The 26,858-nt window shown below is 55.5% G+C and carries 20 protein-coding genes and 4 tRNA genes; 10 read left to right on the top strand and 14 right to left on the bottom strand.

Annotated features, from left to right (window positions below):
• Positions 1-10 precede the first annotated feature (10 nt).
• Complete coding sequence (locus FEF65_RS01055; protein WP_138237921.1) at positions 11-718, bottom strand: SEC-C metal-binding domain-containing protein; 708 nt, start codon at positions 716-718, stop codon at positions 11-13.
• A 338-nt stretch (positions 719-1,056) separates the two neighbouring features.
• Here FEF65_RS01055 and polA point away from each other — a divergent pair, with 338 nt between their 5' ends.
• The 4 genes from polA to FEF65_RS01035 all read left to right on the top strand — a co-directional run bounded on the left by polA (position 1,057) and on the right by FEF65_RS01035 (position 6,257).
• Complete coding sequence (gene polA, locus FEF65_RS01050; RefSeq protein ID WP_138237920.1) at positions 1,057-3,813, top strand: DNA polymerase I; 2,757 nt, start codon at positions 1,057-1,059, stop codon at positions 3,811-3,813.
• Positions 3,814-3,908: 95 nt separating this feature from the next.
• Positions 3,909-4,295: a cupin domain-containing protein gene (locus FEF65_RS01045; protein ID WP_138237919.1), complete on the top strand. Its 387-nt coding sequence runs from the start codon at positions 3,909-3,911 to the stop codon at positions 4,293-4,295.
• Between the two features lie 76 nt (positions 4,296-4,371).
• Complete coding sequence (locus FEF65_RS01040) at positions 4,372-5,052, top strand: histidine phosphatase family protein (RefSeq protein ID WP_138237918.1); 681 nt, start codon at positions 4,372-4,374, stop codon at positions 5,050-5,052.
• 14 nt (positions 5,053-5,066) lie between these two features.
• Positions 5,067-6,257, top strand: a complete 1,191-nt coding sequence (locus tag FEF65_RS01035; RefSeq protein ID WP_138237917.1) for an SEL1-like repeat protein — start codon at positions 5,067-5,069, stop codon at positions 6,255-6,257.
• 63 nt (positions 6,258-6,320) lie between these two features.
• Here FEF65_RS01035 and FEF65_RS01030 read toward each other — a convergent pair whose 3' ends face one another.
• The 11 genes from FEF65_RS01030 to FEF65_RS00980 form a co-directional block, all read right to left on the bottom strand.
• On the bottom strand, positions 6,321-6,944 hold the full coding sequence (locus tag FEF65_RS01030) for a DUF4126 domain-containing protein (protein WP_138237916.1): 624 nt from the start codon (positions 6,942-6,944) through the stop codon (positions 6,321-6,323).
• A gap of 192 nt (positions 6,945-7,136) precedes the next feature.
• On the bottom strand, positions 7,137-8,840 hold the full coding sequence (gene gpmI, locus FEF65_RS01025; protein ID WP_238701094.1) for a 2,3-bisphosphoglycerate-independent phosphoglycerate mutase: 1,704 nt from the start codon (positions 8,838-8,840) through the stop codon (positions 7,137-7,139).
• Complete coding sequence (locus FEF65_RS01020; protein WP_138237915.1) at positions 8,824-10,191, bottom strand: MFS transporter; 1,368 nt, start codon at positions 10,189-10,191, stop codon at positions 8,824-8,826. Before FEF65_RS01020 ends, gpmI begins: the two co-directional genes overlap by 17 nt.
• A 225-nt stretch (positions 10,192-10,416) precedes the next feature.
• Positions 10,417-10,493 (bottom strand) — tRNA-Asp (locus FEF65_RS01015).
• 119 nt (positions 10,494-10,612) lie between these two features.
• Positions 10,613-10,688: transfer RNA gene (locus tag FEF65_RS01010), tRNA-Val, on the bottom strand.
• A gap of 56 nt (positions 10,689-10,744) precedes the next feature.
• A complete protein-coding gene (locus FEF65_RS01005) occupies positions 10,745-11,017 on the bottom strand; it encodes an HU family DNA-binding protein (RefSeq protein ID WP_138237914.1) in 273 nt (90 codons plus the stop codon).
• A gap of 82 nt (positions 11,018-11,099) precedes the next feature.
• Positions 11,100-13,538, bottom strand: a complete 2,439-nt coding sequence (gene lon / locus FEF65_RS01000) for an endopeptidase La (RefSeq protein WP_138237913.1) — start codon at positions 13,536-13,538, stop codon at positions 11,100-11,102.
• Between the two features lie 93 nt (positions 13,539-13,631).
• Positions 13,632-14,900: an ATP-dependent Clp protease ATP-binding subunit ClpX gene (gene clpX, locus FEF65_RS00995; RefSeq protein ID WP_138237912.1), complete on the bottom strand. Its 1,269-nt coding sequence runs from the start codon at positions 14,898-14,900 to the stop codon at positions 13,632-13,634.
• Entirely contained in the window at positions 14,884-15,507 is a 624-nt protein-coding gene (gene clpP / locus FEF65_RS00990; RefSeq protein WP_138237911.1) for an ATP-dependent Clp endopeptidase proteolytic subunit ClpP, read from the bottom strand. Before clpP ends, clpX begins: the two co-directional genes overlap by 17 nt.
• Positions 15,508-15,591: 84 nt before the next feature.
• Complete coding sequence (tig, locus tag FEF65_RS00985; RefSeq protein ID WP_138237910.1) at positions 15,592-16,917, bottom strand: trigger factor; 1,326 nt, start codon at positions 16,915-16,917, stop codon at positions 15,592-15,594.
• Between the two features lie 100 nt (positions 16,918-17,017).
• Positions 17,018-17,101: transfer RNA gene (locus FEF65_RS00980), tRNA-Leu, on the bottom strand.
• 192 nt (positions 17,102-17,293) lie between these two features.
• On the opposite strand from FEF65_RS00980, the gene purB reads away from it, so the two are divergent.
• Both purB and FEF65_RS00970 read left to right on the top strand, forming a co-directional pair.
• Positions 17,294-18,679, top strand: a complete 1,386-nt coding sequence (gene purB / locus FEF65_RS00975; protein WP_138237909.1) for an adenylosuccinate lyase — start codon at positions 17,294-17,296, stop codon at positions 18,677-18,679.
• Between the two features lie 66 nt (positions 18,680-18,745).
• Positions 18,746-18,821, top strand: a tRNA-Val gene (locus tag FEF65_RS00970).
• A 73-nt stretch (positions 18,822-18,894) separates the two neighbouring features.
• On the opposite strand, the gene rfbD is transcribed toward FEF65_RS00970, so the two are convergent.
• Both rfbD and rfbC read right to left on the bottom strand, forming a co-directional pair.
• Positions 18,895-19,767, bottom strand: a complete 873-nt coding sequence (gene rfbD / locus FEF65_RS00965) for a dTDP-4-dehydrorhamnose reductase (RefSeq protein ID WP_138237908.1) — start codon at positions 19,765-19,767, stop codon at positions 18,895-18,897.
• Positions 19,768-19,769: 2 nt separating this feature from the next.
• On the bottom strand, positions 19,770-20,321 hold the full coding sequence (rfbC, locus tag FEF65_RS00960; RefSeq protein WP_138237907.1) for a dTDP-4-dehydrorhamnose 3,5-epimerase: 552 nt from the start codon (positions 20,319-20,321) through the stop codon (positions 19,770-19,772).
• A gap of 433 nt (positions 20,322-20,754) precedes the next feature.
• On the opposite strand from rfbC, the gene glgX reads away from it, so the two are divergent.
• From glgX to FEF65_RS00940, 4 genes are all read left to right on the top strand, one after another.
• A complete protein-coding gene (gene glgX / locus FEF65_RS00955) occupies positions 20,755-22,839 on the top strand; it encodes a glycogen debranching protein GlgX (protein ID WP_138237906.1) in 2,085 nt (694 codons plus the stop codon).
• Between the two features lie 47 nt (positions 22,840-22,886).
• A complete protein-coding gene (locus tag FEF65_RS00950) occupies positions 22,887-23,354 on the top strand; it encodes an LEA/WHy family protein (protein ID WP_138237905.1) in 468 nt (155 codons plus the stop codon).
• Positions 23,355-23,521: 167 nt separating this feature from the next.
• On the top strand, positions 23,522-25,810 hold the full coding sequence (locus FEF65_RS00945; RefSeq protein ID WP_138237904.1) for a PAS domain S-box protein: 2,289 nt from the start codon (positions 23,522-23,524) through the stop codon (positions 25,808-25,810).
• Positions 25,803-26,858, top strand: a complete 1,056-nt coding sequence (locus tag FEF65_RS00940) for a sensor histidine kinase (RefSeq protein WP_161595145.1) — start codon at positions 25,803-25,805, stop codon at positions 26,856-26,858. Before FEF65_RS00945 ends, FEF65_RS00940 begins: the two co-directional genes overlap by 8 nt.

The raw sequence follows: 26,858 nt of genomic DNA, 5'->3' as shown, positions 1-26,858 counted from the left end.
AGTTTGTGCATCAAACGTGACGAGCCACCAGCTGCAGCCAGTAATTGGTCAGGATTGCGCTATATTTGTCGCCGGCAGCTTCAAGCTGAGGTTGCAGCTCTGCCACATAAGGCTCGGGAATATGATAAATGGCACCGGATGTTTCCCAACCACCTTCGGTCTGCATCATACGCAGACCTACCACATCACCCGGGTCGAACATACGGCTGGCCCAGCGATCCTCAACACGATACGGCTCGGCAGTGATGCAATCTTCCACCGTAAAGTTTTCACTGACCTGGCAGGCTGTCACACGATACAGCCGCAATGGACGCCGCTGCAGCTGTTCAATGTAGTCACGCTGACCGGCATCAAGCTGAAGGTCGGCAGCAGAGAGAATCAGCTGCAACGGACGATTTTCACCCTCAAGACCGGCAAAGCGCCCCTCGGCAACCAGCTGCTCAAGCAGATTCACATCATGAATACCGCGAATTTTCGGATCCGCCTGGGCAATACCCTGACGTTCTGCCGCATTAATATGGCCCAGCCACTCTTCTTCCACCCACTGGTCAATCTGACTCCGGTAGTGGCTGCTGATCCACATCAGTGCCTTCTGGATACCCTCGCGCCGATCGGCCCGCGCCGCTTCCTGTTGGCGAACCTGCTCCATACAGCATTTCTTATACTTCTTGCCACTACCGCATGGACACGGCTCATTGCGCTGAACTTTGTGACTCACGAAAACTCCCTCTTTTACACACCTGGTATTCCTGCCGGATAACCCTGGACCGGCACAAAAACTAACCGGATCACGCTTTAAAGCATGCGGTGATCACCCCTTATACACATACGATGACAACTTTCCGGCCAATCAGGCCGAATTGCCCGAGCGCCATGTACGAACTGCCGAATCCATTGAAAATAAAAGGATATCAGTACCATTTCAACGCTGCACAAAGCATCAGGGGCTGCAGCTGTGCAGCGATCAGGGAAGCGATCATAGTGATCTTTTCAAAATTGCCAACCTGCACCCGCGATCTTCTGTGCAAATACGATGGAATCAGGCATGCTGCGCCGATGCCCCATCTTGTCCTGATTGATGGCCCGAACTATGTATTCAGGGCCTTTCACGCCGTCCGCCACAACCTCACCAACTCAAAGGGTGAACCGACCAATGCTGTTTTCGGCTACGTGCAGATGCTTCGCAGCATTCTCAAGGAGCTCACCCCGACCCATGTAGCCGTTGCCTTTGATCCGAAAGGCGGAACGTTCCGCAACCGGATCTACCCGGACTACAAGGCCCATCGCCCGCCCATGCCGGAAGATCTGGCAGCGCAGTGGCCGGCCATTTTTGAAGTGACCGATGCCTACCGTCTCAATCGTATCTGCATGGATGATTTCGAAGCGGATGATGTGATCGCCACACTGGCGCGACAGGCTGAAAAAAGAGGATGGGATGTCACCATTGTCTCTACCGACAAGGACCTGATGCAGCTTGTCGGGGCACGCACGTGGATGCTCGATACCATGAAGCGTAAGGATTATGGCCCTGAAGAGGTGAAGGAGCGCTGGGGCGTCGGTCCGGATCGCATTCACGATCTGCTGGCACTGACCGGTGACACGGCCGACAACATTCCCGGCATCCCGGGTATCGGCCCGAAAACAGCCGTTCAGCTGCTGGAAATCTATGGTGACCTTGAGAGTGTGCTCATGCGTGCCGGTGAAATCACGCAAAAGAAACGTCGTGAAAACCTGATCGAATTTGCTGACAAGGCCCGACTCGCCTACCGGCTGGTGGCACTGGATGAGCAGGTTCCGCTTGCCGTGGAGCTGGATGATCTCGCCGTCAGGGAAGCGGATCAGGAACAACTTGCCACATTGTTCAGACGACTGGAATTTCGTCGAATGCTGTCAGAACCGGGACCGACAGCAGCGACGGTACCGGATGAGGAAACAGCTGCCCCTGCCGATGAATCGTCCGCAGTCGTTGCTATGGAAGCGGTGCCGGCAAACAACCCGCGCATCGACCACCTGGTCGATGACGAGGAGAAGCTGCAGGCACTGATCGCCACCCTGAACCAGGCTGAACTGATTGCGGTGGATACCGAAACAACATCGCTGCACACGCACGATGCAGATCTCGTCGGCCTCTCCTTTGCCACCAGAAGCGGTGAAGCATGGTATGTACCGGTTGGCCACCGCAGCAGCGACCTGTTAACAGCGGCACCGAAACAGCTGCCGAAACAGCTGGTACTGGATGCACTCCGGCCACTGCTGGAGGACCCTCTCCGTCTGAAATGCGGCCATAATCTCAAATATGATGTGCAGGTCCTGCGCCGGGCAGGCATCCGTCTTGCGGGCATTACGGCCGACTCGATGCTGCTGGCCTATTGCCTCTACCCCGGCAAATACCCGCCCAAACTGGATACGGTCGCGGAAGAACAGCTCCATCATCACTGCATCAGCTATGAAGAGGTTGCCGGTAAAGGGGCAAAACAGATCGGTTTCGATCAGGTCGCCATCGACATAGCCACCCCCTATGCCTGCGAGGATGCAGAGATTGCACTGCGTCTGACCCGCCATTTAAGCGCACAACTTATCGATCGGCTGGCACGCCACAATGATATCGAGCTGCCACTGTCGACCGTGCTGGCCGATATGGAGTGGAAAGGTGCGCAGGTGGATGCCGCCATGCTGGCGCAGCTTTCCGGCCGTTTCGGACGCAGAATCAATGAGCTTGAAGCACAAATTCATGCTGCTGCCGGAGAAACATTTAATATTCAGTCCCCCAAACAGCTCGGCACCCTGCTGTTTGAAACACTGGGCATTGCCGGTGGCAAGAAAACCAAATCAGGCCAGTGGGCAACCGGTCAGGAGGTGCTGGAAGAGCTGGCCGATGAACATGAGGTACCACGCCTGATTCTGCTGGTTCGCCAGCTCAGCAAGCTGAAATCGACCTATACCGATGCCCTGCAAAAACTGATCCACCCTGTCACCGGGCGCGTTCATACCTCCTTCAACCAGGCGATTACATCAACCGGGCGCCTCTCCTCATCCGAACCCAATCTGCAGAATATCCCTATTCGCAGCGATGAGGGGCGCGAGATTCGCAAAGCCTTTATTGCTGCACCGGGCCACACACTGATTTCAGCCGACTACTCACAAATTGAACTGCGGCTGATGGCTCATTTCTCAGGCGATGGCGCACTGTGTCAGGCATTTGCCAATCATGAAGACATCCACGCCACCACCGCTGCCGCCGTCAATGGCATCCGGCTTGATGCCGTCAGTGGTGAAATGCGCCGGCGTGCCAAAGCAATCAATTTCGGCATTCTTTACGGCATGAGCGCCTTCGGACTGGCCAAACAACTGCATATTGCACGCGGAGAGGCGCAGGCCTTTATCGACACTTATTTTGAGCGTTACCCGTCCGTACGCGGCTTCATGGACGAGACGCTGGTACGCGCACGCCAGCAGGGATTTGTCGAAACACTGCTCGGGCACCGGGTCTATGTGGATGAAATCAACAGCAGCAATGGTATGCGCAGGGCCTATGCCGAACGCACGGCCATCAACGCACCACTGCAAGGCTCGGCTGCCGACATCATCAAGGTGGCCATGATCAACCTGCACCACCAGCTGCAACAGCAACTACCACAGGCCGCCATCATTCTGCAGGTACATGATGAGCTGATTGTCGAAGCACCGACCCATCTGGCGGATAGCGTGTCGGCCATGATGAAACAGACGATGGAAGAGGCCGCCACCCTGCGGGTACCGCTGACAGTGGAGATCGGATCGGGTTCCAACTGGTATGAAGCCCATGGCCTGTAAACACCCTGCGCACAGGGAGCACTGACGATGCGGCTGCCACTCCGGCAAACTGAAAAAGTGCCGACCGTTTGGGAGCAGAAAATCCGGAGTACGTCATGCCGCATTCGATAGCGGCTGATGCCCGCCATGAGACAGGCCATATATTTGCACCATCCGGCCATGCCACAGATCAGGAGCTGATCGAAATACTGGCCAGTCATGACGGGATGCGTATTGAGCGCATCGTTTCACATGGTCAGTGCTCTCCGGATGGCTTCTGGTATGATCAGGATGAAGATGAATGGGTACTGCTGCTCTCCGGTGCTGCTGCCATCGCCTTTGCATGTGACGAGTCACTGCAAGAGCTGAAACCCGGGGACTACCTGCTTATCCCGGCCGGAAAGCGCCACAGGGTTGCCTGGACAAGCCCGCAAGAGGCTACGGTCTGGCTCGCCATCTTCTCCTCACAACCGCTGATTGCGACAAAACAGGCGGAAAAATAAAGCGCCATCTTTGCCTTCCCCACGTGATACGAATATTGTTCCCGGCTATCATCGCAAAATCTGACCGGAGGCTCTCATGTTTATAAGATATGCTATTGCATTGGCACTGTTTCTGGCTGCCACGGCTCAGGCAGTGGCAGCTGAAACAGAGATCTATTTTGTCCGTCATGCCGAAACCATGGGCAACATCACCCAAAGCCATCAAAAGAAAGACGATCAAACCCTTTCGCCCAATGGCATCCGGCAGGTTGAAACATTAACAGGCAAGCTGAACAAACTGCATTTTGATGCCATTGTGGTCAGCCCCAAGGTACGCGTACTGAAAACCATTCTGCCATACCTGAAAGCACACAAAATGAAGGCTGAAATCTGGCCGGAACTGGCTGAATGCTGCTGGCAAAAAGAGGGGCGCGAGGACTCCGCCTTTGATCTGCAGCGCGGTGAATCCATCTCGCTCGATAAAGAGATGCAGCCGTGGTTCACTTTTCCCGACAGCGCCTCGCATACCAGTTACGACAGTCGCAGTTATGCGGATGGCATGTTGCAAACATTTCTGGCTGTCGACCGCCTGCAAAAGCGCTTCGCCCACTCCGGAAAAACTGTACTGGTTGTCGGCCACTATCATGCCGGCTCCCGCCTGATGGAGATCCTGCAGGGCATTGAGCCGAATGGACGCTATAACCTCCCCAACACCAGCATCAGCCACCTTGTTGAAAAGCCGGATGGCTCTTTTCAGTTAATCGACAAGCCTGAATAGGAGCCGATGTAGCCTTGAACCCCCGCCTTATTCCGGGCGTCCTTCTGTGTCTGCCTGCCATTGCCCTGGCAGATGAGGTAAGGCCGGCCGACACATGCCTGCAACAATATTATATCCACGCCTATGAGCAGGCACTGCCGGCCTGCAACCTTGCCGCCAACGAAGGGGATGGTCATGCCCGCTACATACTGGGAATGATGTACCTGCATGGTCGGGGCGTTGAGGCCAACCGCAATCAGGCAATCGACTGGTTCAGCAAATCTGCCGAGCTCGGCTATGAGCCGGCTCAGTACAAAATGCACTTTATGCGCAAGGAAAAACAGAACGCCCGTCCCTTGCTGCCGGCAAAACAACATCAACCTGTTGCACAACCGATACACAGAACAGCCATCCTTCCCCCGCTCTCAACCGCCACCTCAGCTTCCTCTCCGCAGACAGGCTCCGCTCCGCCGCCTTCGGCAGAGAGTCAGCTATTCCGCGAGTATCTCGAAAAAGCACTGGCCGGCGACAGTTATGCCCGCTATCTGCTGGGGCTGATGTATTATGAGGGGAGGGGCATCGCCAAAGATGAGATGCTGGCAGCCAATATGTTCATGCTCAGTGCCAAACAGGGACTCACTGAAGCACAACATGCCATCGGCCTGATGTATTATCAGGGCAGCGGGCTCCCTCAGGATACCGGCAAGGCCATGCAGTGGCTGGAAAAGGCCGCCCGCCATGGTCATGCCGATGCAGCCTATTGTCTCGGTCAGCTGTATGCAGCCGGAGAGAGCAGGAAAGACAAGCTGGCAGCAGCATCATGGTGGCAAACCGCCGCCCGGGAAGGGCATCCGCTGGCCCAGCACAACCTGGCCGTCCTCTACCTGAAAGGTGAAGCCGGACTGGAAAAAGACCCGGACAAAGCTCTGGAATGGTTTATCCGGGAGGCGGAGCAGGGAGAGCCGGCAGCGCAGTTCAACCTTGCCCATATGTACCGTATCGGAACCTGGGGCAGCAACCACAACAATGAAGCCGCCAACTGGTATTATCGTGCTGGCGAATCGTGGGTACGCCGGGGAGATACGATACAGGCAAGAAAATCCATGGAAAACATCCGCGCACTGAAAAGCAGCCAGCACGGCCCGATTGCCAATGCTTTTCTCGCCGATGCACTGAGCAAACAGATCACACAGGCAGAGAAAAAAAACGGGACAGCGACCAGGTAGCGGCACACCACTTCAGCCCTGTTGCCGTTGCTCGCTGATCAAACACCGGCAGTAAGCGCAATCTCAGTCGGAGTGATCTTTTTTACCACCGAACCACTCGCCCAGCTTGCGGAAAATGGCGTGAATTCCGCGCCACAAACGAGGCAACAACCAGATCATCAACAGAATAAAGACAAACAGAAGCAGCAGATAAAGCGTCGGGTGATTGAGCGCCGTCCACAGACCGGCAATCACCATTACATCCTCCCCGACTGATGCGGCCCAATTGGTGAATGGTTCGGGAGAGGTATTAATCAGCACCCTGGAGCCTGCTTTGGTGGCATGGGTTCCGGCGGCAAGCCCTCCCCCCATGATACCGGCCGCCAGCATCAGGGCAGGAGAAACATCGCCAACTGCACCGGCAGCAAGCATCGCACCGGCCGGGATACGGATAAATGTATGCAAGCCATCCCAACCGGTATCCACACCTGGAATTTTATCAGCGACAAACTCGGTCAGATACATCGCCCCTGCCGCAAACAACACCATCGGATCGGTCAGGATCTCAAGACCCGGCGGCAGCTGAATATTGCCCGTAGCCCCCATAAGCCCGAGCATCAGGATAGCCGCATAGAGGTTTATGCCACTCGCCCACGCGGCTCCCATCGACATTGCCAGAGTCTGGGAAATCTGGTCAAGCTGCTCCATAGTCTTCTCCTTAAGGAGGTGCTGATTGATTGCCTTCCCGGCAAAAATCAGCTCGCAAAGGCAAAAGCATGGATTTGCCTTTAGCTACCAATCACCCACATGATAGGATAATCATCATAAACAGGCTAAGCGCATATTCTGCACCCTCGCGGCAACAGGACCTCCCTGCCACCACAGAAAGACGGAGATTCCCTACGATAAAAAGGAGACCGGCTCAATCAGCGAAGGGTTGAAATCTGCCGGCGGCAATTGCCCCATCATGGCATAAAGTGTCGCTGCCAGATGTGAAAGTCCGGGGCGAATGGCGGTAGTGTCGCCATCACGAGGCTGACGCAGGCTGTAGCTGCCATCAAATGTCGGATCAAAAAGAATGCATGGAACCGGATTAATGGAATGCTTGGTTGAGGCTTCGGCATGCCCCGCCTTATCAAACACCTGCATCTCTTCGGCATTGCCATGGTCAGCAGTAATCAGCGCACGGCCACCGCACTTCTGCAGGGCATCGATGATCCGCCCTACCGCCTCATCCACCGCCTCAATGGCTGCGATCGCAGGCTCAATCTTGCCGCAATGGCCCACCATATCGGCGTTGGCAAAATTGATCAGACCAAAGCCATAGCGCCCCGACTCAATCAGTTCCACCGCCTTATCCGCGATTTCAGCCGACTTCATCTGCGGTGCATCCGCAAACGATACCCCGCGATCCGACTGAATCAGAATGTAATCCTCCATGGCAGGATCAAGCGGCTGGCGATAACCGCCATTAAAAAAGAAGGTCACATGAGGGTATTTCTGGGTTTCGGTCAGTCGAAACTGCCTGATTCCCATCTCAAGCACACGTTTACCAAATGGCTCTGCCACCTTGGTCGGCCCCATCAGCTGCAGGTCGGGAAGATTGCGGTCCTCATCATAGACCATCATACCGGCATAGATCACATCGGGCCGCACACCACGATCAAATCCATCGAAATCATCCAGCTCAAAGGCCTCGGTCACCTCAATCGCACGATCACCGCGGAAATTGACCATCACCACGGCATCACCATCGCGAATGGTACCGACCGGCACATCATCCGAGCCGACAATCACAAAGCCTGGCATATCCTGATCCACCAGCCCTGCATCCTGCGCTCTGAAATAGGCAATCGCCGCCATCATGGAAGGGAAACGGGCCTCACCACAGCCATGCACCATCAGGTTCCAGCCCGCCTCCACCTTCGACCAGTCACGATCACGATCCATGATGATCCGCTCGCGCCCGCCACCGGAGGCAAAAGCATAATGGAAGCCCTCATGGCTGTTAATGGTGGCAAAAACCGACTCAAGCACTGCCACATAGTTTTGCGCCGACTGAATCGCCACATCGCGCCCATCAAGCAGCGCGTGCACATAGAGGCGACGAATACCACGCTCAAAAGCGATATCAATCAGCGCTTTAAAGTGGTCCAGATGCGAGTGAATGTTTCCGTCGGACAACAGACCGAGCAAATGTAGCGCCGCCCCCTGCTCAATGGAGAGCACCTGCTGCAACGCTTCAGAGTGATAGAAGGAACCGTCAGCGATTGCTTTATTGATACGGGTTGGCCCCTGATCAAGAATCTGACCGGCCCCCATCGTCAAATGTCCTACTTCCGAGCCGCCCATATCCTTGCCGGATGGAAGTCCGACATAGTGGCCATGCGTCATCAGCTCCGTATGGGCATAATCGCGCCACAGACGATCAAAAACCGGTGTATTGGCACGGGCAATGGCGTCTTCAGGACCACCGGAGCCGACGCCCCAGCCATCCATAATCAACAGCAGCACAGGCCCCGGGCAGCTGCCCAGAATGGCGTGATTGGTTTCTACAGGGGGGTGTTGCATATTCAATGAAAGCTCCTCAGTCATCCTGACCATTCACCGTTACTCCGAGCAGCGCATCCACTGCCGCCCGGTCAAACAGTTTCTTATCCACACGTAAAAAAGCCACGTTCTCTTCCGGTACCACCCTGGCCTCATAGATGCCGGCCACCTGCAGCAGCGCCGCCTCGAGGGCCGGGCCATCTGCGTCCGAGGCAACATGCAGCATCATCGCCGAGCGCATCACCGGCATGCGCATACCGAGGGCAACAACCAGCCAGAGCAGTGCTATCGCTGCGGCAGAGAAAAACACACCCTGCACATCATAATGGCCATAACACCAGCCTCCACCGGCGCCACCGAGAAAGGCGCCAAAGAACTGGGAGGTCGAATATACGCCCATCGCCGTTCCCTTGGCGTCGATCGGTGCCATCCTCGAAATCAGAGATGGCAGCGTCGCTTCCAGCACATTATATGCAACAAAAAACAGAAACAGACCGGCGATCACACTGGTTAAAGAATCATGCAGCAAGCCCAGCATGCCACAGGCAAGTGCAATCATCGTAATACAGGCGAGGAAAACCTGTTTCATTTTCCCCTTTTTCTCAGCCATGATGATCAGTGGCACCATCACGCCCATGGCAACCACCAGCACCGGCAGATAGACCCAGGGATGGCTGGCGGATGCAATCGACAGATGGTCCCGCAACACAAACGGCAACGCGATAAACATGGCTGTCATAATGCCGTGCAGCAGCATGATACCGAGATCAAGGCGCAGCAGCTGGGGATTGGAAAGGATCCGTCCGAACTCTCCCGGCCTTGAAACCACATCCCGATGCAACGAGCTGTGATCAGGATTGGGAACCATCCAGTAGAGTACTGCAATTCCCAACAGAGCAAACAAACCGGTGAGCCAGAAGATACCCGGCACACCAATCCAGTGATCGAGCAACGGCCCCGCAATCAGTGCCACGGTAAACGACATACCGATGGTCATGCCAATCACCGCCATCGCCTTGCTGCGAATCTCTTCACGGGTCAGATCAGCAAGCAGCGCCATCATCGCTGCAGCAATCGCACCTGCTCCCTGCAGCGCCCGGCCGATAATCACGCCCCAGATAGAGTCAGCCATCGCTGCCACAACGCTACCCACAGCAAAGATCAGCAGTCCGGCGGTAATGACCGGCTTGCGACCGATGCGGTCGGACATCCAGCCAAAAGGAATTTGAAACATGGCCATGGTAAAGCCATATGCACCGAGCGCCAGACCGATCAGGGTCGGGGTAACGCCATCAAGACCATCTGCATACAGGGAAAAAACAGGAAGGATAAGAAACAGACCGAGCATACGCAGGCCGTAAATCCCTGCGAGAGGAATTACCGCCTTCCGTTCCAAAGCATTCATCATAACCTCCAGTCGGGACTTATGAGCGTGTGCTGCCAGTCCACCTGTACTGATCCGGCTTCCGGCCTTGCAGAAGCGGCATCATAGCAGCGACATGCAGCAGAAGCATGTTACATGCGGCGCTGGCGGAAACGTTAACGGACTGACATCAGAATAGGAAACCCAAAAAAAGTGTCCCCAAACAAAAAAGCCCCGCGCTACCATCAGGTAACGCGGGGCTTGGTGTGGCGGAGCGGACGGGACTCGAACCCGCGACCTCCGGCGTGACAGGCCGGCATTCTAACCAACTGAACTACCGCTCCAGTGAGTTACTGCGTTAGCAGCTTCTCGTTTCAACGGGGCGCACTATAATCAGGCGTTCCCGACAAATCAACCATTATTTTGACTGATTTGATTTAAGACGCTTTCACAAGTGTCTTAATGGTGGGCGAAACAGGGATCGAACCTGTGACCTACGGTTTGTAAGACCGTTGCTCTCCCAGCTGAGCTATTCGCCCTTAACAAAACAGGAATGGACTTCCTGTTTCAGATGACGGGGAACCCCGCCACCGTGTTACTTAACTGCGTCTTTCAGTGCCTTGCCAGCCTTGAACTTCGGCGCCTTGGAGGCACCTACTTCAATAGCATCACCGGTACGAGGATTACGCGCTGTACGAGCAGCCCGCTCTGCAACCGAGAATGTACCAAAGCCTACGAGGCTTACAGTATTTCCATTGGCCAACGCACCAGAGATTCCACCCAGCACAGCTTCAACAGCTTCACCAGCTGCAGCTTTGCTAAGGTTAGCTGATTCGGCTACATGATTAATCAAATCTGCTTTATTCAATTATTCCTCCCGCTGCGTTCAATGGGTGGCGAACTATACGCAGTGCACCCCATATCCTGTCAACCGATTTTTTTGTTTATATTCAGTGTGCCACCGTTGCACTGTCATCCAGATAGATGTCGGCAACGCTCCCCGGCACAAAACTTGCGGGGATACTCATACCAGCAGGAAGCCTAGTCAAGGCATGCTCGAGCACAGCGTCCATATGGCTTACTGCATGGATCGTCAGATTACCCAGAACATCGGCATGAATATCCTTCAGATCCTTCACATTTTCTTCAGGGATGATCGCCACTGTCAGACCGCCACGATGGGCCGCCAGCAACTTCTCCTTAAGACCACCAATAGGCAAGGCCTTACCCCTGAGCGTAATTTCACCGGTCATGCAAACATCACGACGCACGGGAATACCGGTCAATGCCGAAACGATCGAGGTTGCCATACCAAGACCGGCAGATGGACCATCCTTGGGAATCGCCCCTTCCGGCACGTGCACATGAATATCGACCTTCTGATGAAAGTCGGGCTTCAAGCCAAGCTGTGACGCTCGTGAACGCACATAGGTCAGTGCCGCCTGAATCGATTCCTGCATCACATCGCCGAGTTGCCCGGTCACCGTCAGCTTACCTTTACCAGGCATCAGGGCAGTCTCGATCTGCAACAGCTCGCCCCCGACTTCCGTCCAGGCAAGTCCGGTAACCACACCGATCTGATCCTCTGTTTCAGCAAGACCAAAGCGATATTTATGCACACCGAGGTATGCCTCTATATCGGCGGCGGCAAGCTGAATCGCCTGATCCTCGCCGGAGTGGACCAGCTTGTGGGCCACCTTCCGGCACAGACGGGCCAGCTCGCGTGAAAGACCTCGCACACCGGCTTCGCGGGTGTAGTAACGAATCACCTCAAGCAGCGCATCGTCACCCAGCTGCAGCTGGCGCTCTTTCAAACCGTGGTTTTCCCGCTGTTTCTTCAACAGATAACGGCGGGCGATCTCCAGCTTTTCCTGCTCTGTATAGCCGGAGATGCGAATAATCTCCATACGGTCCAGCAACGGACCCGGTATATTCAGACTGTTTGCCGTGGTAATAAACATCACTTCAGAGAGGTCATAGTCGACCTCCATATAGTGATCGTTAAATGAATGATTCTGCTCGGGATCAAGCACCTCAAGCAGCGCAGCTGACGGATCGCCGCGGAAATCAGCGCCCAGTTTGTCGATCTCATCGAGAAGAATCAGCGGGTTCTTTGTGCCCGCCTTCTTCATCGACTGAATCACCTTGCCCGGCATCGAGCCGATATAGGTACGGCGATGACCGCGAATTTCCGCCTCATCACGCACACCACCCAGACTCATACGCACATATTTACGCTTGGTCGCCCGTGCAATCGAGCAGGCGAGCGATGTTTTTCCGACACCCGGAGGGCCGACAAAACAGAGGATGGGTCCCTTCATATTGCGCACCAGCCGCAATACGGCCAGATGCTCAAGAATGCGCTCTTTCACTTTTTCCAGGCCATAATGATCGGCTTCAAGCACGGCCTCGGCCACCGACAGATCACGACTGACCCGGCTGCGCTTGCTCCACGGGATATCAACCAGCCAGTCGAGGTAGTTGCGCACCACTGTTGCCTCGGCACTCATGCCCGGCATCATCTTCAGGCGTTTGAGCTCGGCTTCAGCCTTCGCTGCAGCCTCGGCATTCATACCGGCCGAGCGTATACGCTCTTCCAGACGCTGCAGGTCGCCTTCGCCATCCTCATCGCCAAGCTCTTTCTGGATCGCCTTCATCTGTTCGGAGAGGTAATACTCACGCTGACTCTTTTCCATCTGCCGTTTAACCCGGCCACGGATGCGCTTGTCGACCTGCAACAGCTCCATCTCGTCTTCCATATGGATGAACAGCTGTTCCAGTCGATCAATCACCGCCGGCATTTCAAGCAGAGCCTGCTTGTCTTCAATTTTCAGATTCAGATGGGAGGCAATGGTATCGGCCAGCTTATCCGGCTCTTCAACTGCGGAAACGGCCACCATGACTTCCGGCGGCAGCTTCTTGTTCAGCTTCACATAGGCATCAAACTGCTGAATGATCGACTGGGCAACAGCATCAAGCTCACGCGGCTGCACATCGGATTCAGGCATACGGTCATAATGAGCCACCAGACATTCGCCATCGGCATTCATGTCGCGGACAACCACACGCTCGCCACCCTCAACCAGCACCTTGATGGTGCCATCAGGCAGCTTCAGCAACTGCAGAATATTGCCGATGGTACCCACCGTATAGAGATCATCCGCCTTCGGATCATCGAGGGCCGCATCCTTCTGGGCCAGCAACAGGACCTTTTTACCGGAAGCCATCACCTGCTCCAGTGCCCTGACCGACTTTTCCCGCCCGACAAACAGCGGTACAATCATATATGGGAAAACGACAATATCTCTTAATGGCAATACCGGCAATGCACCGGCTGAAGCCTGACCCCCGTCGTTCACATCACGTCCTTCGTTGGTCCATTCAGCCACGTAATTCTCCTGGTAGATAAGATGCAGTCGACAATTCGAAGGCTGCCCGCACTACAAACGGGCAGCCCGGCAGTAACTGCCGGGCGACGTAACTCAGGAAGCAGCCTCGGCCCTTACTGCGTCATCACCCTGCAGCACCAATATCGGTTTTCCGCGCCCGGCAATGGCATCGCCATTCACAAGACACTTTTCAACATGGGTCATGCTCGGCACATCGTACATGGTATCCAGCATGACCGATTCCATAATGGCACGCAGACCGCGGGCACCTGTTTTGCGCGCCAGTGCTTTTTCAGCAATTGCCTCCAGCGCGTCATCGGTAAAGCTCAGCTCTACACCGTCATATTTCATCAGAGCCTGATACTGCTTGATCAGGGCGTTTTTGGGCTCTTTAAGAATCCGCAACAGCGCCGCTTTATCAAGATGCGTCAGGGTTGCAACGGCAGGCAAACGCCCGACCAGCTCGGGAATCAGACCGAATTTAATCAGATCTTCCGGCTCCACATGGCTGAGAATCTCGCCAATATCCTTTTCATCTTCGGAGCTGACGCTGGCACCGAACCCGATCGAACGCTGTTTACCCTTGCTTTCGATCAGCTTCTCAAGCCCGGAAAAAGCACCACCGAGAACAAACAGAATATTGGTCGTATCCACCTGCAGGAACTCCTGCTGCGGATGCTTGCGCCCGCCCTGTGGCGGTACCGCTGCTACCGTACCTTCGATCAGCTTCAGCAGCGCCTGCTGTACACCCTCACCGGATACGTCACGGGTAATCGATGGCCCTTCCGCCTTGCGTGAAAGCTTGTCGACCTCGTCGATATAGACAATGCCGCGCTGGGCCTTCTCCACATCGTAATCGGCCGCCTGCAACAGCTTGAGAATGATATTTTCAACATCCTCACCGACATAACCGGCCTCGGTCAGCGTGGTAGCATCCGCCATCACAAACGGCACATCAAACACGCGTGCCAGCGTCTGTGCCAGCAGGGTCTTGCCGCAACCGGTCGGCCCGAGCAGAAGCACATTACTCTTGGAGATTTCCACTTCATCCTTCCGGTTGTGAGCCAGGCGTTTGTAGTGGTTATATACAGCCACGGAGAGAAGGCGCTTGGGCCCCTCCTGACCAATCACATAGTCATCAAGGTAGGCCTTGATTTCAGCAGGCTTGGGCAGTCCCTTGTCAGACTTTTCCTCTTTCTGATTACCGGCAAGCTCTTCAACGATAATCTCATTGCACAGCTCAATACATTCATCACAGATAAATACGGTCGGACCGGCAATCAGTTTTTTCACATCATGCTGGGACTTGCCACAGAACGAACAGTACAAGGTATTGTCACCACTATTATTTTGCGTCGACATCGGCACCTCCGGCTGTGGCCAGCTGCTCACGGGAGGAAAGCACCTTATCCACCAGACCATATGCACAGGCTTCATCAGCAGTCAGGAAATAGTCGCGCTCCACATCATCCGCCAGCTTCTCAAGCGGCTGACCGGTATGCTCGGCCATCATCTCGTTCAGGCGATCCTTCAGCTTGAGGATTTCACGGGCATGAATCTCGATATCGGTAGCCTGCCCCTGGAAACCACCCAGTGGCTGATGGATCATGATACGGGCATTCGGCAGTGCAAAGCGCTTGCCGCGCTTGCCGGCTGCCAGCAGATGCGCCCCCATACTGGCCGCCTGACCAATACAGAGAGTCGACACATCGCAGCGGATGTATTGCATGGTATCGTAAATCGCCAGCCCGGCGGTCACCAGACCACCGGGGCTGTTGATATAAAGATAGATATCCTTGTCCGGTCCCTCTGATTCGAGGAACAGCAACTGGGCAACAATCAGGTTGGCAACATGATCATTCACCGGACCGTTCAGGAAGATGATTCGCTCCTTGAGAAGGCGGGAAAAAATATCAAACGCCCGTTCCCCCCGAGAGGTCTGTTCAACAACTGTCGGCACCAGATTCATGTACACTCCTTTTTTGCCCGCCTTGCGCGGACGATCCGTGGTTCAAAGCTTACGCAAAAAAACATGCCTGTGTACAAGGCTGTTTTACTGCTCCTGCTCCTGCTGCCATACAGACAGAGGCTTGCTCACCGGTGAGGTGGTTGCCTGCGCAACCACATACTCGATGCAGGTACGCTCCAGCAAACGCTCACGCAGCGATGCCATCTGCTCTTTCTGGCTGTGAACCCAGGCCTTGAACTGATCACGCTGTGCTTCCGGATACTGGGTGGACTGACGATCGATCTCGGCATCAATCTCGGCATCACTGACACTCAGATCACCGGCCTCACGAATACGCTGCAACAGCACGGAAAGCTTCAAGCCCTTTTCTGAACGGCTGCGGACTTCGTTACGGAACTCTTCGTTATCGAACAGCTCGGCACCCATCTGAACACCCTGCTGCTTCATGTTTTCAAGCACACGACGGGTGGTGGCACGCATATCCTCTTCGATCAGCGCCTCCGGCAACTCCATCTCATTGGCTGCCAGCAGAGCATCAAATGCTGCTTCACGGGTGGAAGCACGGGAGGCCTCTACCGCTTCCTGCTCAAGACGGGTCTGCGCATCGGCACGCAGTGCCGCCGCGTCAGCAAAACCGAGCATTTCAGCCAGCGCATCCTCGCTTTCCGCCGTCACAGGACGACCCACTGATTTCACTGTAGAAGCAAAGCTTGCCGCCTTGCCTGCCAGGTGGGCAGCCTGATAATCAGCTGGGAAGGTCACTTCAATGGTCACATCCTCACCGGCCTTCTTGCCGATCAGCTGATCCTCGAAACCGGGAATAAAGCGTCCTTCACCAAGCACCAGGGGCACATCCTCACCCTTGCCGCCATCGAACTCTTCGCCATCAATGGAACCGCAGAAGTCGATATGCAGCTGATCACCCTTCTCGGCGGCACGCTCTGCATCCAGTTCATACTTCACCTGCGATGCCTGCAAACGATCAATCACAGCCTGAATATCAGCATCTTCAACATTGACCGTGGTCTTATCAAAGGAGAGCTCGTTGAGCGGCTTGAGCTCAACTTCCGGCCAGGTGGTCACCTTCATGGTGAACTCAAAACCGCTTGCCGGCTGTGCTGCAGGTACGTCCAGCATAGGCTGAACAGCCGGGGTCAGGCCGGATGACTCGATCGCAGTCACATAATGGGTCTGAATCAGCTCGGAAATGGTGTCTTCATGCAGCTTGGCACCGAACTGCTTTTTAATCACATGTGATGGAGTTTTTCCAGGTCTGAAGCCTGGCAGCTTTGCCTGCATGGTGAGCTTGTTCACCATAGCGCCATAGATGCGGTCATACTCACCCTGCGCAACAGTTACATGCACCTGATGCTCATTGCGGCCCAGTGACTTCACTTCTGTCTGAATCATTCGTATCTCCATCTGTCATTTCGAACTATGTATATAAAGGCACACGCATATGCCGGGGTCCAACATCACCGTCTTACCGGCTGCGCCGAACGTCATCAAGTGGTACGAGAGGGGGGACTCGAACCCCCACACCAAAGGTACTGGAACCTAAATCCAGCGCGTCTACCAATTCCGCCACCCTCGCGTGCTTACAATCCGCCTGAACAAAAAAGGAGCAAGGGCAAACCTTACTCCCGTCATTGTAAAACGGCGGCGAATAATGCCACTGCCATGTCTTAAATCAAGAATACCTGCTGCGGGCGTGCAGTTGCCCTTTGGAAAATTGCGTCTGCAGGTGTAACTTTCGCCGCCATTTCGATGCTGTACTGGAGTCTTTATGCAAGTTACCCCCCTGACCGCCCTCTCCCCGCTGGATGGCCGTTACGCCTCAAAAACCGGCGACCTGCGCCCTGTTTTCAGTGAATACGGGCTGATCAAGGCGCGCGTAACCGTAGAGGTTCGCTGGCTGCAAATGCTGGCCGAGAACGCCGACATCACCGAAGTCCCCGCCTTCTCATCACAAGCCAATGCCCTGCTTGATGCCATCATCACCGACTTCAGTGAAGCCGATGCAATGCGGGTCAAGGAGATTGAACGCACCACCAATCATGATGTTAAAGCGGTTGAATACCTGCTGAAAGAGAAGGTTGCCGGCCATCCCGAACTCGCAGCCATTGCCGAATTCTTTCACTTTGCCTGCACATCCGAAGACATCAACAATCTCTCCTATGCCCTGATGCTGAGCGAAGCACGCACAACGGTACTGGTCCCGGGCATGGATGCTGTGATTGACGACATCCGCAAAGGTGCCCACGCCTATGCTGCACAGCCGATGCTCGCCCGCACCCATGGACAGCCGGCCAGCCCGACCACCATGGGCAAGGAGTGGGCCAATGTGGCCTACCGCCTGCAGCGCAGCCGCAATCAGGTCACTGCCGTAGAGATCCTTGGCAAGATCAATGGCGCCGTCGGCAATTACAACGCCCACCTGGCCGCCTATCCGGCTCTCGACTGGGCCGCTATCGCCAAAGGCTTTGTCGAGTCGCTCGGCCTGTGCTGGAACCCATATACCATCCAGATCGAACCACACGACTATATCGCCGAGCTGAATCAGGCCGTCGCCCGCTTCAACACCATACTGATCGACTTCTGCCGTGATATCTGGGGCTATATTTCACAGGGTTACTTCAAACAGCGCGTCATTGCCGGTGAAGTGGGCTCATCCACCATGCCACACAAGGTCAATCCGATCGACTTCGAAAATGCCGAGGGCAACCTGGGACTGGCCAACGCGGTACTGCAACATCTGGCCGAAAAACTGCCAATCTCCCGCTGGCAGCGCGACCTCACCGATTCTACCGTTCTGCGCAACCTCGGTGTCGGCTTCGGCTATACCATACTGGCCTTCTCCTCTGCCCAACGCGGCATCTCCAAGCTTGAAATCAATGCGGCAGCACTTGATGCCGATCTTGATGCGACCTGGGAAGTATTGGGTGAAGCCGTACAAACCGTCATGCGCCGTTACGGACTGGAAAACCCGTATGAGCAGATGAAAGCGCTAACCCGTGGCAAAGGCATCACACCGGAAGGACTGCGCGCCTTTGTTGCGGAGCTCGCCATCCCTGATGAGGCCAAACAGCTGCTACTGGAGATGACACCGGCCAGCTACATCGGCAATGCGGTTGAACAGGCCCGGGCCATCGACGATTTTCTTGGCGCCTAAACATTCCCATCCACTTTCTTCTTGACTTGCGCGGGGCCGCTGATAGAAAGCGCCCCGCAACACAAAGGGCGAATAGCTCAGCTGGGAGAGCAACGGTCTTACAAACCGTAGGTCACAGGTTCGATCCCTGTTTCGCCCACCATTCATGAAGTCAAAAAAAGCAGCCCTCACAGGTTGCTTTTTTTGTTTGTCCGCTCAGGGAAACGCTGAATCAATCAGCTCCCCTGAAGCTCCAGCGCATCCATCACCTCTGCCAGCGATACCGACCATGGGCGTATTTGAAACGCAAACGTATTTTCAAATCGATGACAATCGAGCACTGCGTTGGCCGGGCGCATCGCTGGCAACGGATACGCCGCACTCACAATCGGCCGAATACGCTCCACCATAAGCCGGTGATGGCGTCTTTCAGATTCAGCCACAATCGCACAGGCAAAACCATACCAGGTGGTCGCTCCGGGCTGACAAAAATGATACGTCCCCCACGCACTCGTCCCGCTCTCCAGCAGATGCATCACAGCGCGTGCAAGCTCCGCTGCTGCCGTCGGACATCCCTGCTGATCAGCCACCACGCACAGCTCCTTACGCTCAGCCGCCAGCCGCAAAATCGTCCTGACAAAATTATGCCCGGAAGCGGAAAACAGCCAGCTTGTGCGCAAAATAACATACTTGCCGCCTATCGACCTTATCGCCTCTTCGCCGGCCAGTTTGCTTTGACCGTAGACATTGAGAGGCAACGCGGCGTCCTCCTCCCGATACCCATCCGGCCTCAGGCCATCAAAGACATAATCGGTTGAGATATGGATCAGCGGCACTGATAGCGTCGCACAGGCGAGCGCAAGGTGAGCCGGACCATCACGATTTACGGCAAACGCCCGTGCCGGACTGGATTCAGCCGCATCCACCGCCGTAAAGGCGGCTGCATTGACGACAACATCCGGACGCAAGTCTCTGACAACATTCATCACGTTGCCCGCATTGGTGATATCCATCTGACTACGATTCAGAGCCAGCACATCATGCCCGCTTGCAGATCGTTGCAGCTCGCGCCCCAGCTGCCCGCCCGCTCCGGCAAGCAATATCCTCATGATCAGCGATCACCCTTCGCGATCACGGCCAGGCTCGGCAGCGCCAGGTCCCTGGCTGACAACAGGGGCCGGGCAACCGGCCAGCTGATGGCAAGGTCAGGGTCATTCCAGACCACACCGCTCTCGTCCTCCGGTGCATACAACGCCGTACACTTGTAGTGCACATCGGCCAGCTCCGACAACACACAATAACCATGCGCATACCCCGGTGGCACCCACAGCTGATGGCGATTCTCGCCCGAAAGCGTGACACCCAGCCATTGACCGAAGCAGGGGGAGTGCGGCCGCACATCAGCCACCACATCAAACACTGTGCCGCTGGTGACACTGAACAGCTTGCCCTGCGGCTGCCGCTTCTGAAAGTGCAGCCCGCGCAACACACCCTTGCGGGAGCGACTGCAGTTATCCTGCACAAAACCAGTCCCCGCTGCCGGAATTGCGAAAGCAGCATAGCGCAGCTGCTGGTAACTCTCAAAAAAGTCACCACGGGCATCGCTGAACACCTGCGGCTCGATCAGCAGCACCCCCGGCAATGCCGTCTCCATCACTTTCATCCTCGACCACCTCGTTCATTTTAAACAAGAAATTTAAATCACTGATTGATCTTCAGCGCTTGCGAGCAAGCCATGCGCAGCCGCCCGGTGAGCTGCAGGATGCAGCGAGTCAAATCAGACGCATACGTGCCTGATTTGCAAGCAAAGACAAAATGACTCGGGCATCATGCCCTCGCCCTGCGGGCGGCCCTTGGCCGTCCAATCGGCTTCCTGCCTCCTTGTCACGATTTTGTCTTTACGAACTGATTTTTGCCAGGAGAGCAATCAACCAGCATCTCCTTAAATAAAATCACGCAACATCAGTCGAAGCGCACCAGACATCGACACACCACCCTAGCAAGTCCGCGACACCCTGCAGGCCTCAGGCTACTATAAGGCGCAAACCGGAAACACAGTCGTGATCGTCCAGTCACACCGCAGAGAGGCAAACGCCATGCAAGCAGTTACCACAAGTGCGGGCAGCCCCCTGCCCCTCGGATCACGCCAGTTTTCTGAGGGCATCAACTTTTCACTGTTCAGCCGACATGCCTCAGCCGTCTCCCTGCTGTTATTCAACAGCGTCGATGATGTACTTCCAGCCCTCACATTGCCACTTCACTCCTGCATCCATCGCACCGGTGATATCTGGCATATCATGGTGCATGGCATCCAGGGCATCACGCTCTATGCCTGGCAGGCAGACGGACCGGATGAACCCGACAACGGCCACCGGTTTGCCCCCGATAAAATACTTCTCGACCCCTATACCCAGGCACTGGCGGGGACGGATCACCTGGACTTCAGCCATGGCAGCGACACATCCGAACGACTCCACAGCGATGCCGGGCGCAGAGCCAGGTGCCTGTTGACCGATAACAGTTTCGACTGGCAGGGAGACTGCCCGCCGGCCCACCCATGGTGCGATACCATCATTTATGAAACCCATGTCAGGGGGCTGACCATTCACCCCTCCGCCATGGCCCGCTGCCCCGGCACATTTTCCGGCGTCATCGAGAAGATCCCCTACCTCAAAGAGCTCGGTATCACCGCCATTGAACTGTTGCCGGTACAGGAGTTCTATGAGCATGAGCTGATTATCCGCAACCCTGAAAGCGGAGAGCATCTGCGCAACTACTGGGGCTACAGCACGGTCGCCTTCTTTGCACCGAAGGAGAGCTATGGCAGTCGTCATCATCCCGGTTGCCAGGTTGATGAATTCAAAACCATGGTCAGAGCCCTGCATCAGGCAGGCATCGAGATTATTCTCGATATCGTATTCAATCACACCGCCGAAGGGGACCACACCGGTCCGACGCTGAACTTCAGAGGACTCGACAACAGCATCTATTATCTGCTTGAAGAGGATCTTCGCTTTTACAAAAACTACTCGGGCACAGGCAATACGCTTAACTGCAATCATCCGGTGGTGCGCGACTATATCCTCGACTGCCTGCGCCACTGGGTTATCGATATGCATGTGGATGGATTCCGCTTCGATCTGGCCTCGGTATTGGGGCGTGATGCCCATGGTAACCTGCTTGCCAACCCGCCACTGCTTGAGCGCATCGCCGAAGATCCCATTCTCAGCCGGGTCAAACTGATTGCCGAAGCATGGGATGCAGCCGGCGCCTATCAGGTCGGCAGTTTTCCCGGCATGCGCTGGTCGGAGTGGAACGGACAATACCGCGATGACGTACGCCGTTTCTGGCGTGGCGATGCGGGAGTCACCCATGCCTTCGCCAGCAGGCTTTGCGGCAGCTCCGATATCTATATGCACAGTGGCAAATCACCGCTGCACAGCATCAACTTCATCACCTGCCACGATGGTTTTACCCTGAACGACCTGGTCTGCTATGCGCAAAAACACAATGAAGCCAATGCCGAGGAGAACCGGGATGGCGCCCACGATAATTACAGCTGCAACTATGGCAGCGAAGGACCGGATGAGGCACTGGAAGGCGTACGACTGAGGCAGATCAAAAACATGCTGACCACACTGTTTCTGTCGCGCGGCGTACCGATGCTGCTCGGGGGCGATGAATTCCGCCGCAGTCAGCAAGGCAACAACAATGCCTATTGCCAGGACAACGAGATCAGCTGGTATAACTGGGAGCTATTGCAACAGCATGAAGAATTGCATCGCTTTGTGCGCCACCTCATCACCCTGCGTCGCCGCCTGCCGGTGCTGTGCAGCGAACACTTTTACAGCAATGAAGACATCCTGTGGTTCGGTCCGGATCTGGCCGCACCCGACTGGCATGGCCCGCGCAGCCTGCTTGGCTGCACCATCCATGCAGCAGATACACCGCCACTCTGCCTGCTGTTCAATGCCACGGCTGACCCTGTAGTTTTCAACATCCCCCCTACTGAAACCGGCAACGGATGGCGCATTCTTATCGATACCGCCCGACCCGCCCCCAAAATACCGGGGGAATCATCACGCTGGCTAAAAAAGAAGCAGCAGAGCCTGCTGCCACCCTACTCCCTGCAACTGCTCCGCAGTGAACAAAAGAGCAGAGGCGTCAGCCCGCAGAGGTAAACAATGCCGGCGGGGATTTTTGTCACCAACCGGCTATACTGTAGCGCATGAAGCAATTACGCCGCCTCCTTCTGTGCATCATGCTGCTGCCCCTCTTCAGCGCATGCGCCACCATACTGCCCCATATGGAGGCGCCCGAAATCAATGTCATCGATATCACGCCACTACCGGCGGAGGGACTGCTTGAGCAGCGCATACAGGTCGATCTGCGCATCATCAACCCGAACAATATCGATCTGGCCATGACCGGCATGAGCTTTCAGCTGGACCTCAATGAAGCGCGCCTTGCACGCGGAGTCAGCCATCAGGCGATCCAAATCCCCCGCCTTGGCGAAGCAAGGACATCCGTCATCGTCAGCACCACTATCACCGACATCTTCCGTCAGGCCATGATATTAAGCGAAAAAAGCGGACTTAAATATCACATCAGTGGCACCGTTTACCTGGATGGCCTGATGCGCAGCATCACATTTACCCATCAGGGTGATTTGATAAACGAGCACCCCGCCCGCTGATCCCGCCGCGCCGCGCCCCCGGCAGCCATGCCTTGCCCGCATATTTCATACACTCCTCACACCTCATGACAGCTGGAGAGATCCTCCCTTTTGCTTTAAGATACCTTGCTCAACAGGCTTTGATGATACAGTAGACCGGCGGGAGACAGAAACCATGCAGATGTGTCATGACAAGTAATCAGCCCCGGCAAGAGACCGAACACGCCGGCCCGGAAAAGAGTCTCAAGATGCGTGTGCTTGGCGCACTCGGGTTTTCCCTGATCCTGCTGCTGGTCATGGGTATTTATGCCATCGATCGCACCAATCAACAGCATATGGTCAGCGATATCCAGTCGACAGTCGACGGGGCCATCAACCTCTATCAGATGAAGCTCCAAAGTGATGCCCTGCAAATGGCCTCACTGATCGATGTCATCAGCCGTGATAAATCATTGATGGACTGCCTCGCCCGCAAGGACAGGGATGCACTATTGCAAAAGAGCACCCCGCTCTTCCGGCAACTGAAGGAGGAGTCCCATATCACCCATTTCTATTTCACCGGTCCGGACCGGGTGAATATCGTTCGCATACACAACCCTCCCGAGTCAGGTGATACCATCAACCGTTACACCACCATGGAAGCGCTGCGCACCGGCAAACTTTTCTACGGTGTGGAGCTGGGCAGATACGGACTATTTACCCTGCGTGTGGTCAAACCGATTTTCAGTGATGGCAAACTGATCGGATTTATCGAGCTGGGCCGTGAAATCGAATATATCATGAGCGAGATCAAAAAGGTGATGGGTGTCGATCTCTACGTCACCTACTTCAAATCACTGATCAATCGCGAGCAGTGGGAAAAAGGGATGCGCCTGATGGGACGCAGCCCCGACTGGAACGGCTTTGAGAAAGTGATTCTGGCCGAGGCGACCGCCACCCCGTCGGCAGATGAAATCAGGCTGCTGCAGGGTGCCGAATCGAGAAAACATATTGGTGACATGAAGCAGACGGAATACGTCGAGGGCAATGGCGACACCTTCACGTTTGCCACGCCCCTGAAAGATGTTGCCGGCAAAGAGGTGGGAGATCTCTGGATCCACATCGATTTCTCAACCACCTCACAGGTGGCCCGTGACTATATCCGCACCATTTCGATGGCCGGTGCACTGCTGGTGATGCTGCTGATGGGATTTCTTTACCTGATTCTGGACCGTGTACAGCGCGCCATACGCAATTATCGTGACCTCAACCTCGAAGAGGCGCGCCAGCGTGAAGATATCAAGCAACGCCATCTCGATCAGATGACAGCCAGGAAACGGGAAATTGAAGAGCAGGCGGAACGTATGGAGGCCATCCTCGACACCGCGATGGATGGCATTATATCCATCGATGTGAACGGCAACATACTCACATTCAACCAGGCCGCATCCGCCATCTTTGGCTACAGCGAGGAGGAGGTACGCGGTGAAAGTGTCAAACTGCTGATGCCCGAGCCGTACCGGAACCGGTTTGATGCATGGCTTGCAACCTGCCTTGTCGAGGGCGACGATCGGATCATCGGCAAGAGCCTTGAGAGTACCGCCCTGAACAGACGCGGACGCGAGGTACCGATCAACCTGGCGGTCAATGAGGTCAGACTGCACGGTGAGCGCAGCTTTACAGCGGTCATCCATGACATCAGCGACAGAAAACGGGCCGAGATCGCCATGCAGCAGCGCAATACCGCACTGGAGATCAGTAATCGCGAACTGCAGGACTTTGCCTATGTCGCTTCGCACGATCTGCAGGAACCACTGCGCAAAATTCGCGCCTTTGGCGATCGCCTGAAGAGCCGCGCAGATACATCACTCGACGATAAAGGCAGGGATTATCTTGCCCGCATGCTTGATGCCGCCGAACGCATGCAGGTGCTTATCAGCAGCCTGCTGAGCTACTCCCGCATCACCACCCAGGCCAAACCGTTCGACCGGGTGAACCTCAATGAGGTAGTTACCGGCGTCATCTCAGATCTGGAGACCCGTATCGAAGCCGTCAACGGCAGGGTTGAGGTCGCTCCCCTTCCCGAGCTTGATGTCGACAGCCTGCAAATGCGCCAGTTATTTCAGAATCTGATCGGTAATGCGCTAAAATTCAGGCGCCCTGATGTGGCGCCGTTGGTACGTATTTCCGCCCATACGGTTGCCGGACAGCGCCCGGCCATGTGGGAAATCCAGGTTGCGGACAACGGCATCGGCTTTGAAGAGAAGTATGCCCCCCGTGTCTTTGAGGTCTTTGAGCGACTGCACAGTCGTGCCGACTATGAAGGCACCGGCATTGGCCTGGCCGTTTGCCGCAAGATCGCCGAACGCCACGGTGGAACGATTTCGGTGCGCAGCAAGCCCGGCGAAGGTTCCACATTCAGCGTCATACTTCCCGAAAAGCAGAAGAAAAAAGTCGATGATTCGATTTCATACCTGACCGAGGATGCGCATGACTAACCCGGAAAAGATGCAGACGCTTTTACAGCTGGCTCCGGTCATCCTCGTGCGGTGGCGAGCGGATGGCCGTATATTGACCATGTCCGGTGCAGCGGAGCACTGCACCCGTCTTGCTCTTGCCCCGGGTGACAACTACTTCGAACATATTCATCCGTCCGACCGGGATGCCGTGATCACCCGCTTCGGCGAGCTGGAAACCGGCAGAAGTGAGGCATCCTACAGGCTGCTGGGCGAATCCGCCGCGATGTATCACATCCGGGAATACTCAACCCTGAGCAACGATCAGGCCGGTGAACGGGATGGCGTACTGATCATTGAACAGCCGGAGCAACATCTGCAGCAGCAACTTGCCCGTTGTGAAAAGGAGTTGCAGGAGTTTGCCTACATCGCCTCGCACGACCTGATGGAGCCACTGCGCAAGGTGCAGGCATTCGGCGAACGACTGCAGCAGAAATACAGCCATGATCTCGATGAAAAAGGCCAGGACTACCTGGAACGGATGCTGCATGCGAGCGCTCGCATGCAGGAGTTTCTCAACGGGCTGCTTGAATACTCGCGCGTCAACACCCGGGGCAAACCACCCGCCAGCTGTGACCTGAAGCTGATCTGTCTTGAGCAGGTTGAGCGCCTGCATAAATTGACCACACCGACAGAGGCACGCATCGCCGTTGGCGATTTACCCGTGATTGAGGCTGATTGCGACCAGATCCGTCAGCTGCTGCAACACCTGCTGACCAATGCACTGAAATTTCACCATGAAGGCGTACGGCCGATCATTGCTGTTTCAGCCAAAGTCGAAGGCAATCAGCTGACGATGAAAGTCAAGGACAATGGCATGGGCTTTGCTCAGGAACATGCTGAAAAGGTATTTCAGTTGTTTCAGCGATTACACGGCCGTACTCAATACCCCGGGGCAGGTATCGGGCTCGCTGTTTGTCGCCGGATTGCCGAACGCCATGGCGGTGAAATACGTGCGTTCGCAACACCGGGCAGCGGTGCTGAATTTATAGTGACCCTGCCAGTTTGTCACAACCGAGGAGGAGAGTAA

The organism is Mariprofundus erugo (assembly GCF_005818865.1).
In the GTDB taxonomy this organism is placed as follows: Bacteria; Pseudomonadota; Zetaproteobacteria; order Mariprofundales; family Mariprofundaceae; genus Mariprofundus; species Mariprofundus erugo.
The sequence above is the reverse complement of the archived record's forward strand: the minus strand, read 5'-3'. Positions and strand labels throughout refer to the sequence as shown.

Bases quoted from the DNA above. Each gene is read 5' to 3' on its own strand.
- rfbD (WP_138237908.1), bottom strand. From the start codon at position 19,767: ATGAGGATATTGCTTGCCGGAGCGGGCGGGCAGCTGGGGCGCGAGCTG.
- rfbC (WP_138237907.1), bottom strand. From the start codon at position 20,321: ATGAAAGTGATGGAGACGGCATTGCCGGGGGTGCTGCTGATCGAGCCG.
- gpmI (WP_238701094.1), bottom strand. From the start codon at position 8,840: ATGGTCAGGATGACTGAGGAGCTTTCATTGAATATGCAACACCCCCCT.
- FEF65_RS01030 (WP_138237916.1), bottom strand. From the start codon at position 6,944: ATGGAGCAGCTTGACCAGATTTCCCAGACTCTGGCAATGTCGATGGGA.
- FEF65_RS01040 (WP_138237918.1), top strand. From the start codon at position 4,372: ATGTTTATAAGATATGCTATTGCATTGGCACTGTTTCTGGCTGCCACG.
- clpP (WP_138237911.1), bottom strand. From the start codon at position 15,507: ATGAATCTGGTGCCGACAGTTGTTGAACAGACCTCTCGGGGGGAACGG.
- FEF65_RS00940 (WP_161595145.1), top strand. From the start codon at position 25,803: ATGACTAACCCGGAAAAGATGCAGACGCTTTTACAGCTGGCTCCGGTC.
- tig (WP_138237910.1), bottom strand. From the start codon at position 16,917: ATGATTCAGACAGAAGTGAAGTCACTGGGCCGCAATGAGCATCAGGTG.
- FEF65_RS00945 (WP_138237904.1), top strand. From the start codon at position 23,522: ATGACAAGTAATCAGCCCCGGCAAGAGACCGAACACGCCGGCCCGGAA.
- polA (WP_138237920.1), top strand. From the start codon at position 1,057: ATGCCCCATCTTGTCCTGATTGATGGCCCGAACTATGTATTCAGGGCC.
- clpX (WP_138237912.1), bottom strand. From the start codon at position 14,900: ATGTCGACGCAAAATAATAGTGGTGACAATACCTTGTACTGTTCGTTC.
- FEF65_RS00950 (WP_138237905.1), top strand. From the start codon at position 22,887: ATGAAGCAATTACGCCGCCTCCTTCTGTGCATCATGCTGCTGCCCCTC.
- FEF65_RS01020 (WP_138237915.1), bottom strand. From the start codon at position 10,191: ATGAATGCTTTGGAACGGAAGGCGGTAATTCCTCTCGCAGGGATTTAC.
- purB (WP_138237909.1), top strand. From the start codon at position 17,294: ATGCAAGTTACCCCCCTGACCGCCCTCTCCCCGCTGGATGGCCGTTAC.
- glgX (WP_138237906.1), top strand. From the start codon at position 20,755: ATGCAAGCAGTTACCACAAGTGCGGGCAGCCCCCTGCCCCTCGGATCA.
- FEF65_RS01045 (WP_138237919.1), top strand. From the start codon at position 3,909: ATGCCGCATTCGATAGCGGCTGATGCCCGCCATGAGACAGGCCATATA.